Annotated in this window: 7 protein-coding genes and 2 rRNA genes (1 of these 9 only partly in view); all 9 read left to right on the top strand. The window is 50.9% G+C overall.

Annotation, left to right across the window (positions count from 1 at the left end; all coding sequences use genetic code 11):
• A 23S ribosomal RNA gene (locus H70357_RS30930) occupies positions 1-2730 on the top strand; it begins 197 nt to the left of the window's first position.
• Between the two features lie 134 nt (positions 2731-2864).
• Positions 2865-2981, top strand: a 5S ribosomal RNA gene (gene rrf, locus H70357_RS30925).
• Positions 2982-3402: 421 nt separating this feature from the next.
• On the top strand, positions 3403-4575 hold the full coding sequence (locus H70357_RS30920; RefSeq protein ID WP_038597154.1) for a GNAT family N-acetyltransferase: 1173 nt from the start codon (positions 3403-3405) through the stop codon (positions 4573-4575).
• A 344-nt stretch (positions 4576-4919) separates the two neighbouring features.
• Positions 4920-5381: a CtsR family transcriptional regulator gene (locus H70357_RS30915; protein WP_038597151.1), complete on the top strand. Its 462-nt coding sequence runs from the start codon at positions 4920-4922 to the stop codon at positions 5379-5381.
• Positions 5382-5407: 26 nt separating this feature from the next.
• Positions 5408-5932 carry a protein-arginine kinase activator protein McsA gene (locus H70357_RS30910; protein WP_038597149.1) on the top strand — a complete coding sequence of 175 codons (525 nt, stop codon included), beginning with the start codon at positions 5408-5410 and terminating at the stop codon, positions 5930-5932.
• Positions 5933-5960: 28 nt separating this feature from the next.
• Positions 5961-7025, top strand: a complete 1065-nt coding sequence (locus tag H70357_RS30905; RefSeq protein WP_038597147.1) for a protein-arginine kinase McsB — start codon at positions 5961-5963, stop codon at positions 7023-7025.
• Positions 7026-7061: 36 nt separating this feature from the next.
• Entirely contained in the window at positions 7062-9530 is a 2469-nt protein-coding gene (gene clpC / locus H70357_RS30900; RefSeq protein ID WP_038597145.1) for an ATP-dependent protease ATP-binding subunit ClpC, read from the top strand.
• A gap of 227 nt (positions 9531-9757) precedes the next feature.
• A complete protein-coding gene (gene radA, locus H70357_RS30895; protein WP_038597143.1) occupies positions 9758-11125 on the top strand; it encodes a DNA repair protein RadA in 1368 nt (455 codons plus the stop codon).
• Between the two features lie 13 nt (positions 11126-11138).
• Positions 11139-12215, top strand: coding sequence for a DNA integrity scanning diadenylate cyclase DisA (disA, locus tag H70357_RS30890; RefSeq protein ID WP_038597139.1), 1077 nt, complete (start codon positions 11139-11141; stop codon positions 12213-12215).
• The last annotated feature ends 3 nt before the right edge of the window (positions 12216-12218 follow it).

Raw genomic sequence — 12218 nt, 5'->3', positions numbered from 1 at the left:
GAAACATCTAAGTACCCTGAGGAAGAGAAAACAATAGTGATTCCGTCAGTAGCGGCGAGCGAACGCGGAACAGCCTAAACCAAGGGGCTTGCCTCTTGGGGTTGTGGGACGTCTCACATGGAGTTACAAAGGAATATGGTAGGTGAAGAGGTCTGGAAAGGCCCGCGATAGAGGTAAAAGCCCTGTAACCTAAACTGTGTTCTCTCCGAGACGGATCCCGAGTAGTGCGGGGCACGTGAAACCCCGTATGAATCCAGCAGGACCATCTGCTAAGGCTAAATACTACCTGGCGACCGATAGTGAAACAGTACCGTGAGGGAAAGGTGAAAAGCACCCCGGAAGGGGAGTGAAATAGAACCTGAAACCGTGTGCTTACAAAAAGTCAGAGCCCTATTAATGGGTGATGGCGTGCCTTTTGTAGAATGAACCGGCGAGTTACGTTTAACATGCAAGGTTAAGGTGAGAAGCCGGAGCCGCAGCGAAAGCGAGTCTGAATAGGGCGATTGAGTATGTGGACGTAGACCCGAAACCGTGTGATCTACCCCTGTCCAGGGTGAAGGTGCGGTAACACGCACTGGAGGCCCGAACCCACGTATGTTGAAAAATGCGGGGATGAGGTGGGGGTAGCGGAGAAATTCCAATCGAACTCGGAGATAGCTGGTTCTCCCCGAAATAGCTTTAGGGCTAGCCTCGGTGAATGGAGTGGTGGAGGTAGAGCACTGATTGGGTGCGGGGCCCGCAAGGGTTACCAAGCTCAGTCAAACTCCGAATGCCATTAACTTCTTGCCGGGAGTCAGACAGTGAGTGCTAAGATCCATTGTCAAAAGGGAAACAGCCCAGACCATCAGCTAAGGTCCCCAAGTGTGTGTTAAGTGGGAAAGGATGTGGAGTTGCACAGACAACCAGGATGTTGGCTTAGAAGCAGCCACCATTGAAAGAGTGCGTAATAGCTCACTGGTCGAGTGACTCTGCGCCGAAAATGTAACGGGGCTAAACACACCACCGAAGCTATGGCTAGATGCTTTGCATCTGGGGTAGGGGAGCGTTGTATGCAGGTTGAAGGTGTACCGTAAGGAGCGCTGGACAGCATACAAGTGAGAATGCCGGTATGAGTAACGAAAAGATCAGTGAGAATCTGATCCGCCGAAAGCCCAAGGTTTCCTGAGGAAGGCTCGTCCGCTCAGGGTAAGTCGGGACCTAAGGCGAGGCCGAAAGGCGTAGTCGAAGGACAACAGTTTGAAATTACTGTACCACCGTAATCCGCTATGAGCGATGGGGTGACGCAGGAGGGTAGTGACGCGGACTGATGGATGTCCGTCTAAGCAGTGAGGCTGGTGTGTAGGCAAATCCGCACACCGTTAAGGCTGGGCTGTGATGGGGAGCGAAAATTATAGTAGCGAAGGTCATGATCTCACACTGCCAAGAAAAGCCTCTAGCCAGGAGAAGGTGCCCGTACCGCAAACCGACACAGGTAGGCGAGAAGAGAATTCTAAGGCGCGCGGAAGAACTCTCGTTAAGGAACTCGGCAAAATGACCCCGTAACTTCGGGAGAAGGGGTGCCTCGGTAGGGTGAATAGCCCGAGGGGGCCGCAGTGAAAAGGCCCAAGCGACTGTTTAGCAAAAACACAGGTCTGTGCGAAGCCGCAAGGCGAAGTATACGGGCTGACGCCTGCCCGGTGCTGGAAGGTTAAGGGGAGCGGTTAGGAGTAATCCGAAGCTGTGAACCGAAGCCCCAGTAAACGGCGGCCGTAACTATAACGGTCCTAAGGTAGCGAAATTCCTTGTCAGGTAAATTCTGACCCGCACGAATGGCGTAACGACTTGGGCGCTGTCTCAACGAGAGATCCGGTGAAATTTTAATACCTGTGAAGATGCAGGTTACCCGCGACAAGACGGAAAGACCCCATGGAGCTTTACTGCAGCTTGATATTGAATTTGGGTACGATCTGTACAGGATAGGTGGGAGCCGTAGAGGCAGGAGCGCAAGCTTCTGCGGAGGCGCCGTTGGGATACCACCCTGATCGTATCTAGGTTCTAACCTAGTGCCCTAATCGGGTACGGGGACCGTGTCAGGCGGGCAGTTTGACTGGGGCGGTCGCCTCCTAAAGAGTAACGGAGGCGTTCAAAGGTTCCCTCAGAATGGTTGGAAATCATTCGAAGAGTGCAAAGGCATAAGGGAGCTTGACTGCGAGACCAACAAGTCGAGCAGGGACGAAAGTCGGACTTAGTGATCCGGTGGTACCGCATGGAAGGGCCATCGCTCAACGGATAAAAGCTACCCTGGGGATAACAGGCTTATCTCCCCCAAGAGTCCACATCGACGGGGAGGTTTGGCACCTCGATGTCGGCTCATCGCATCCTGGGGCTGAAGTAGGTCCCAAGGGTTGGGCTGTTCGCCCATTAAAGCGGTACGCGAGCTGGGTTCAGAACGTCGTGAGACAGTTCGGTCCCTATCTGTCGTGGGCGCAGGAAATTTGAGAGGAGCTGTCCTTAGTACGAGAGGACCGGGATGGACGTACCGCTGGTGCATCAGTTGTTCCGCCAGGAGCATGGCTGAGTAGCTACGTACGGACGGGATAAGCGCTGAAAGCATCTAAGCGTGAAGCCCCCCTCAAGATGAGATTTCCCAATTAGTAAGACCCCTTGAAGACGACGAGGTAGATAGGTTGGAGGTGGAAGTGCAGCAATGCATGGAGCTGACCAATACTAATCGGTCGAGGGCTTATCCAACTAGTTAAGACGCAGATTCGTTTCGGATTCAGTTTTCAGGCGATCAAGCCTGCAACACCTAAGCTGCATGTCCTTTCAGAGGATTGATCTTTTCTCGCAGCGATTTCGAGAGGCGGAAGCTTCGAAAAATCATGTTTGGTGGCGATAGCGGAGGGGTTCCACGCGTACCCATCCCGAACACGACCGTTAAGCCCTCCAGCGCCGATGGTACTTGGACCGAAGGGTCCTGGGAGAGTAGGACGCCGCCAAGCACACAAAGCCATTGTTGATTCATTGACAGTGGCTTTTTTGTGTTTGTGCAGGGCTGTGGAAATGTTGTGGATAATTTTCAGCAAGCGCAGAAAACTTACACACATGTGGATACAATATTTGATAGGGAACTATCCTTAAATGATGTGGATGAAAGACATATTCTTGGGGATTCGTCAAGAGAAAATCCAAGTAATACACGGGTTTTGTGGATAATATGTGGAATTTGTGGATAGAGACTTTAGAATCGTGGATAACTATTTTTTGCCGGAAAGATTTTCTTTCCGGTTCTTTGTGCTGCTGTGCATAAGTTGTGGATAACCATTGGATTCTTTATAATCTTTCTTGGCGGATTCGCGTACCGTTTCTGGGCTTGATATACTCTTAATAAGCACTATTCTATTTGATAATGAGGTGAAGGTATTGGAGATCAGGCAATTGCAGCTAGAGGATTTTGAGGCAAGCCTTGGCTTGTCCGAGTACGCTTTTCAATTCAAACTTAACGGTGACGACAGAGTAAAATCTAAACAGAAGTTCAAGCCGGAAAGAGTCTGGGGTATCTTTGAGGAAGGGGAGCTAAGTGCGAAGCTGACGCTGCTGCCTCTTCAGGTGTATGTGCAAGGCAAAGCCGTCTCCATGGGTGGGATTGCCGGAGTGGCGACATGGCCGGAGAACCGCAGACAGGGACTTGTGGCCAAGCTTTTGTCCCATACGCTACAAACAATGAATGAATCAGGTCATACGTTATCCTTCCTGCATCCCTTCTTGATTCCTTTTTACCGCAGGTTCGGATGGGAGATCTACTGTGAATATAAGAAGTACACGATACCGGTGGGCAAGTTTCCGCGGAAGGCCGAAATGGAGGGGCGTGTAGAGCGCGATAAAGCAAATATTGAAGTAATGGAGCAGTTATACGGGCGCTTTGCTTCCGGGTATAACGGTACGCTGCTGCGTGATCGTGAATGGTGGGAGAACAGCGTAGTGGATGAGGATACACGTCATTGTGTGTTTTATTCTGCAGCGGGTGAACCGGGAGGTTATGTTCTCTATAAAATAGAGAACAAAGAACTGGTTATTGATGAATTCATTTTTATGGACGAAGAAGCCCGCCGGGGATTGTGGACTTTTCTCGCCAACCATGATTCGATGGTCACCGCTGCGAAATTAAAGCTGGTGCCAGCAGATGATATGCTGCCGTTTTTGCTTCCGGATCCCCGTATTCCGCAGGAGAATTATCCTTATTTTATGGCGCGTATTGTTAATGCCAAAGCCTTTGTGGAAGGACTCACCTTTAAGGAACAGAATGAGCTGCAAAAGCGCACGTTGTATATTGAGGATGAGCATGCCCCATGGAACGACGGGCTGTGGGAGTGGAAGGTCAATCGGCAAGGTGAGGCATCTTTAATACAAGTAAAGGGTACCGGAGAGCAGGCGGATTTGCGCTGCGGCATTGGAACATTGACGGTGCTGCTGCTTGGATACAAACGTCCGGAAGAATTGCACCGCTGTGGGCAGTTAACCGGCAGTCTAGAAGCCGTGGAGTGGCTGAAAGGGATTATGCCGCAGGCACGGACCGCATTGTTTGATTTTTTCTGATCATAAGCAGCTCTTCCGCTTTGAATGAAGCAGGGAGAGCTTTATATTTTTCATATTAAAATGCATGTTGATCCAAGGGTTATTCCGAATACAATGGCGGCAATAAGTAAAAAATAAGACTAACCACTTGGAATTCAGTGAGAATATGTTATAATATGAAAAAAGTCAAAGAAAGTCAAAGTCAACGCATCCCGAAAGCAGTCTCTCCTAAGTTGTAAAGTCTGAAAGGCAGGACATTGTGTCCGATTCGCCTTCAGGTGCTTGGGTTAAGTTCTTAAGAGATCACCGCCGGACGGATGTACAGCAAGAATTACCCTAACGCTTTGAACACTGGAGGATGAGTGATGCGTAATATCTCCGATATTATCGAACAATATCTGAAGAATATTTTGCATGAAAGTCCCGAAGGTACGGTGGAAATTCAGCGTAATGATCTGGCGGACCAGTTCTCCTGTGTACCGTCACAGATCAATTATGTCATCAGTACGCGCTTTACTTTGGAGAAGGGCTATGTGGTCGAGAGCAAACGTGGAGGCGGAGGTTACATCCGGATTCAGCGCTTTGAGCTTCCTCAGAATGTGGCGCTTTACGCACATCTCAAATCCACGATAGGCAATGATATTGACCAGAATTCCGCCGAAGGGCTGATCTACCAGCTTGAGGAGGCCCTGTTCTTAACCAAGCGTGAAGCGTGTCTCATGCGCGCCGCTGTTTCCCGGGATTGTCTGACGATTAATCTGCCCTACCGGGATGAGATTCGTGCCAAGATTATGAAAGCCATGCTGATTTCTTTGCTTGGTAAATAATACGAATGGTAAGGGGGACACCGCTTATGCTTTGCCAGGAATGCGGCGTCAAACCGGCTACCCTTCATTTCACCAAAATTGTGAGTGGAGAGAAGACGGAATTTCATATTTGTGAAAGCTGTGCGCGGGAGAAGGGGGAATTAATTCCCGGAACCGCGGGCGGGTTCTCCATTCACAGCCTGCTCTCCGGTTTACTGGATCTGGAAGGTTCCGGCAAGGAGAAATCCGTGGCAACCCAAAATGCACAGGGACTGAAATGCGAGAATTGCGGCATGACGTATTCCCAGTTCAGCAAACTTGGACGGTTCGGCTGCAGCTCCTGCTATAAATATTTTGACAGCACGCTGGATCCGCTGTTCCGAAGAGTGCACGGCAGTACCGCTCATGTAGGCAAGCTGCCGAAACGTGCAGGGGCACAAATTATGTGCAAACGGCAAATTGATGAACTGAAGTTGGAATTGCAGCAAAGCATTATGCAAGAGGAGTTCGAAACTGCAGCCGAGCTGCGGGATCAGATCCGCCGACTTGAAAAAGAAATGGCACAAGAGTAAAGTCTTTCATATATAGGGGGGATGCGGCATGTCAAGTCTCCGGTTTACCGAACAAGCGCTTAGTGACTGGATGCGCTGCGGTGGCAGCCATTCCGAGATTGTAATCAGCAGCCGTATGCGTATCGCCCGCAATCTGGAGCACCTGCCTTTTCCTTTGCTGGCATCTGCCGAGCAGGCGGAAGAGGCGCTGGAGCAGCTGGCACCCGTGTTTCAGGGAGAAGCTGCAGCGGACTTTGGTACCTTTCAACTGCTGAAGCTGGATGAGCTGGATGAGCTGGATAAAAAAGTGCTGGTGGAGAAACATCTGATCAGTCCAAATCTAGCCAATGATTCACGGGGTGGAGCGGTCATTTTGAACGAGGATGAGTCGGTCAGCATTATGATCAATGAGGAAGACCACCTCCGGATTCAATGTCTGTTTCCCGGCCTGCAGGTTAAAGAGGCTTGGGTAAGGGCAACGGCCATCGACGATATTTTTGAGGCTTCTGTCAATTATGCCTTTGATGATAGAAGAGGGTACTTAACGAGTTGCCCCACCAATGTAGGAACCGGGCTAAGAGCCTCGGTAATGCTGCATTTACCGGCACTGGTTATGACCCATCAGATCAACCGGATTCTATCCGCTGTAAATCAGGTGGGACTGACCGTAAGAGGAATTTATGGTGAGGGCAGCGAAGCAGTTGGGAACATCTTTCAGATATCCAACCAGATTACGCTGGGACAGACCGAAAGTGAGATCATTGAGAATCTTCACAGTGTGGTCACCCAGATTATAGAGCATGAACGGAATGCCCGTGAACGCCTGCTGGTTGATTCCGCACTGCGGATTACCGACCGGATTAAACGCTCTTACGGCATTTTGTCCTATGCGGCAGTGATGGAGCTTAAAGAGTCGGCCCAGCGGTTATCCGATTTGCGGCTTGGAGTCGATTTGGGGATACTGGAAGGGCCTTCGATTTCAGTGCTGAATGAGCTGAATGTCAAGACACAGCCCGGATTTTTGCAAAAGCTGTTCGGCGATGAGCTCACGGCTACTGAACGTGATATGTACCGGGCAAAGCTGCTCCGGGAAACACTGGGATCACAACATTAATTATAGATATTTATTATTCGTGGAGGTGCAGGAGATATGATGTTTGGAAGATTTACGGAACGCGCACAAAAAGTGCTGGCGCTGGCGCAAGAAGAAGCTGTTCGTTTGGGACACAACAACATTGGGACAGAACATATTTTGCTCGGACTGATTCGTGAAGGAGACGGCATAGCCGCAAAAGCTCTAATCGGACTTGGTCTGGGTCTTGAGAAAATTCAGGATGAAGTGGAAACACTGATCGGCAGAGGACAGGAGCAGCCAACAAACATCGCGTATACTCCTCGTGCCAAAAAAGTTATTGAGCTGTCGATGGACGAAGCCCGCAAGCTGGGACACACTTACGTCGGCACTGAGCATATCCTGCTCGGGCTTATCCGTGAAGGCGAGGGTGTAGCTGCCCGTGTACTCAACAACCTGGGGATCAGCCTTAACAAGGCCCGCCAGCAAGTGCTGCAGCTGCTCGGCAGCAGCGAAGCTACTTCCAGCCACAGCGGTGCGCCTGCCAATGTCAGCACACCAACGCTGGATGGCCTGGCCCGTGACCTTACCGCCTATGCCAAGGATGGCAACCTGGATCCGGTTATCGGCCGCAGTAAGGAAATTGAACGTGTCATTCAGGTGCTGAGCCGCCGGACGAAGAACAATCCGGTGCTGATCGGTGAGCCTGGGGTTGGTAAAACAGCCATTGCCGAAGGTCTGGCCCAAAAGATCATCAATAATGAAATTCCGGAAACGCTGCGCGACAAACGCGTAATGACTCTGGATATGGGTTCTGTAGTAGCCGGAACCAAATACCGCGGTGAGTTTGAAGACCGCCTTAAGAAGATTATGGATGAGATTCGCCAGGCAGGAAACATCGTGCTCTTCATTGACGAGCTGCACACCTTGATCGGTGCAGGCGGTGCGGAAGGTGCTATTGACGCCTCCAACATCCTGAAGCCGGCTCTGGCCCGTGGAGAGCTGCAATGCATCGGTGCCACTACGCTGGATGAATACCGCAAATATATTGAGAAAGATGCAGCCTTGGAACGCCGCTTCCAGCCTATTACGGTGGATCAGCCTTCTCCTGAGGAAGCTGTTCAGATTCTTTACGGACTACGTGACCGTTATGAAGCCCATCACCGGGTGAAGATCACGGATGAAGCCATCGTAGAGGCTGTAAAACTGTCCGACCGTTACATTCCTGACCGGTTCCTTCCGGACAAAGCAATTGACCTGATTGATGAAGCAGGCTCCAAGGTAAGATTGAATTCTTATACGATTCCGCCAAATCTGAAGGAACTGGAAATGCGTCTGGATGATATCCGCAAGGAGAAGGATTCAGCCGTACAGAGCCAGGAATTCGAGAAGGCTGCCGCACTGCGGGATACGGAGCAAAAGATCCGCGAGGAACTGGACACGACCAAGAACCAGTGGAAAGAGAAGCAAGGCCGCACTGACTCACAGGTTACACCGGAGGATATCGCTCAAGTGGTAGCCAGCTGGACCGGTATACCGGTCAGCAAGCTGAAGGAAGAGGAAACCGACCGTCTGCTTAATATGGAGTCTATCCTGCATGAACGGGTAATCGGCCAGGACGAAGCCGTCAAGGCAGTCAGCCGGGCCCTCCGCCGGGCACGTGCAGGACTTAAGGATCCTAAACGCCCTATGGGTTCCTTCATCTTCCTCGGTCCTACCGGTGTTGGTAAAACCGAGCTGGCACGGGCGCTTGCTGAAGCAATGTTTGGTGATGAGAATGCGGTGGTCCGGATTGATATGTCGGAGTACATGGAGAAACACTCCACTTCCCGTCTGGTAGGAGCGCCTCCAGGTTATGTGGGTTATGAAGAAGGCGGACAATTGACCGAGAAGGTACGCCGTAAACCATATTCCGTAGTACTGCTGGACGAAATTGAGAAGGCCCATCCGGAAGTATTCAACATCCTGCTGCAGGTGCTGGAAGACGGCCGTCTGACCGATTCCAAAGGCCGCGTGGTCGATTTCCGCAATACTCTGATCATTCTTACCTCCAATGTAGGGGCGCAGGCGATCAAGAAGAATTCGACGCTGGGCTTCACAGCGGTGCAGGATGCGGGAGCAGACTACACCAATATGAAGGGCAAGGTTATGGATGAGCTGAAGAAGAGCTTCCGTCCCGAGTTCCTGAACCGGATCGATGAGATCATTGTCTTCCACTCCCTGGAAGAAAAGCATATCGCAGAAATTGTTACGCTGATGTCCGATGAGCTGCGCAAGCGGCTGCGTGAGTACGATGTGGACTTTGAGCTGACAGAGGGAGGCAAAGCCTTCCTGGCCAAAGAGGGCTATGATCCAGCCTTCGGCGCACGTCCGCTTCGCCGGGCGATCCAGAAGCATATTGAGGACCGGCTGTCCGAAGAACTGCTGAAGGGCAACATCAAAAAAGGCGATTCCCTCAAGATCGATGAGGTGAACGGTGAGCTTGTCGTAACTACCGTTGAGCCGCCAGCAGCTTCCCTGGAAAAAGAAGTGGAAACTGAGAAATAATATCCATCTGTGAAACATAGCTCCCGCTCCTCCGTATAGAGGGGCGGGGGCTTTTTGTTGCTGTGCAGACCCTTTTGGTGATAATTCACCCGCATTTCAGGAAAGTTAATGAGATACTCCTCAAAAGTAGCTCTCAACTGACCTTTCGTTCAAGGTGCAGAAATGGTAAACTTTGAATAAGAGAAAATTATCCGCAATTTAAGCAGTTCGGACGGTAAGGAGTACACATGGCTAAACCAAAAACTAAATTTTTCTGCACCGAATGCGGCTACGAATCGCCGAAGTGGTTCGGCAAATGCCCGGGCTGCCAGGCATGGAACTCCATGGTTGAGGAGACCGAAAGCGTAGTCAAAACACAAGGAATGAATGCACCTATTTTTCAGAGTAAAGAAAAGGCGCAATCGATCATAAATATAGAAAGTGACAAAGAGCCCCGTATATTGACAGGCATCGGTGAGCTTAACCGGGTTCTCGGCGGAGGTATTGTGCCGGGTTCGCTGGTGCTGGTTGGAGGCGACCCCGGCATCGGGAAATCAACCCTGCTGCTGCAGACCTCGCATGCATTGACTACTCAAGGTTTACGAGTACTGTACATCTCGGGAGAAGAATCGGTTCGGCAGACGAAACTCCGTGCCGATCGCCTCGGGGCGTTGTCGGCAGAGCTGTATGTACTATGCGAAACGAATATGGAAAGCATCGAGGAAGCCATTGAACAGATCAAACCTCAGTTCCTCGTCATTGACTCCATCCAGACGGTATTCATGCCGGAAGTAACCAGTGCACCTGGCAGCGTGACACAGGTTCGGGAATGTACGACAAGATTTATGCGTATCGCCAAAATCCGCGGGATCGCAACAGTACTTGTTGGTCATGTCACCAAGGAAGGCGCGATTGCCGGGCCCCGAATGCTGGAGCATATGGTGGATTGCGTGCTCTATTTTGAAGGAGAGCGGCATCATACGTACCGGTTGCTCCGGGCAGTCAAAAACCGCTTCGGTTCAACCAATGAGATCGGTATCTTTGAGATGGGGGAGATCGGGCTTACAGAAGTGGAGAATCCCTCCGAGCTGTTCTTGTCCGAACGTCCGCTAGGTGTAGCGGGTTCAGCAGTAGTGGCGAGTATGGAAGGAACCAGACCGGTGCTTGTTGAGCTTCAGGCACTTGTCGCTGCAACTCATTTCCCTTCCCCCCGCCGGATGTGCACAGGTATGGACCACCAGCGGATGGCGCTTATTATTGCGGTGCTGGAGAAGCGGATGGGGATGTTCCTGCAGAACCAGGATGCTTATCTGAACGTTGCCGGTGGGGTAAAGCTGGATGAACCGGCAGTAGATTTGGCTGTAGCTATCAGCATAGCTTCCAGCTTCCGCGATATATCAACCAAGCCTTATGATGTCTTCTTTGGTGAAGTCGGTCTCACCGGTGAGGTCAGGGGGGTCTCACGCGCGGAAATGCGGGTGAAGGAAGCGTCTAAACTTGGCTTCCGGAGAGTGATTATGCCAGAGAAGAGCATGAAAGGCTGGAAACATCCGCAGGATATCCAGATTATTGGCGTCAGTACCGTAGCAGATGCACTATCGGTCGCGTTAGATTAGGGGGCATAGGAAGATGAAAGAATATAATCAATTAGATAATATGAATGATCTGCTGAGGATGGCGGCACCCGGGACTCCCTTCCGGGAAGGTCTGGAGAATGTGCTGCGTGCAAAGACAGGAGCTTTGATTGTTGTCGGATACAGCCCGGAGGTGATGGAAGTTGTCGATGGGGGATTCTCCATTAACTGCGATTTTTCACCCAATTATTTATATGAATTAGCTAAAATGGACGGAGCCATTATTCTGAGCGAGGATTTGAAACGGATACTGTACGCAAATACGCAGCTCATTCCCGATTCCTCCATCTCATCCATTGAGACAGGGATCCGCCACCGCACTGCAGAGCGTGTCGCCAAGCAGACGGGCAAGCTGGTGGTATCCATTTCCCAGCGGCGCAACATCATTACCTTGTATCAAGGTTCCATTCGTTATGCGCTTAAGGAGATTGGGGCAATTCTCGCCAAGGCCAACCAGGCCATACAAACCCTGGAGAAGTACAAAGCAGTACTTACCCAGGGTTTAACGAACCTTTCCGCTTCTGAATATGAAGGCATCGTTACCGTGGCTGAAGTTGTCGGGGTGATCCAGCGGGTGGAGATGGTACTGCGCATTAAAATGGAAATCAAGCGCTATATCAACGAACTCGGTAACGAAGGGCGCTTGATCAGCATGCAGATGGAAGAACTGGTTGGAAATACAGAGGAAGAAGCATGGCTTCTGTACAGAGACTATGCAAGAGAGGAACAGGAGGACAAAATCCGCGAAATTATTGCCGGACTCAAACGTTCCAGCGACGATGAACTGATGGATGACAATCATATTGCCCGTCTGCTTGGTTATTCCTCTACAGCGATTGCCTCCGAGGAAGTCGTTACTCCGCGCGGGTACCGGCTGCTTAATAAGATTCCACGCCTGCCGAATGTGATCATCCACAATCTGGTGGAGCGCTTCGAAATGCTGCCGAATCTGATGACCGCGAGCATCGCGGAACTCGATGAGGTGGATGGAATCGGAGAGGTTCGGGCACGAAATATCCAAGACGGACTTAAACGCCTGCAGAAACAAGTTCTTATTGACAGGCAAATGTAAATA

Source organism: Paenibacillus sp. FSL H7-0357 (assembly GCF_000758525.1).
Taxonomy (GTDB): domain Bacteria; phylum Bacillota; class Bacilli; order Paenibacillales; family Paenibacillaceae; genus Paenibacillus_AQ.
Note: the sequence above shows the minus strand (reverse complement) of the source record. Positions and strands in the feature narration are given on the sequence as shown.

Bases quoted from the DNA above. Each gene is read 5' to 3' on its own strand.
- H70357_RS30905 (WP_038597147.1), top strand. From the start codon at position 5,961: ATGTCAAGTCTCCGGTTTACCGAACAAGCGCTTAGTGACTGGATGCGC.
- H70357_RS30910 (WP_038597149.1), top strand. From the start codon at position 5,408: ATGCTTTGCCAGGAATGCGGCGTCAAACCGGCTACCCTTCATTTCACC.
- clpC (WP_038597145.1), top strand. From the start codon at position 7,062: ATGATGTTTGGAAGATTTACGGAACGCGCACAAAAAGTGCTGGCGCTG.
- radA (WP_038597143.1), top strand. From the start codon at position 9,758: ATGGCTAAACCAAAAACTAAATTTTTCTGCACCGAATGCGGCTACGAA.
- disA (WP_038597139.1), top strand. From the start codon at position 11,139: ATGAAAGAATATAATCAATTAGATAATATGAATGATCTGCTGAGGATG.
- H70357_RS30915 (WP_038597151.1), top strand. From the start codon at position 4,920: ATGCGTAATATCTCCGATATTATCGAACAATATCTGAAGAATATTTTG.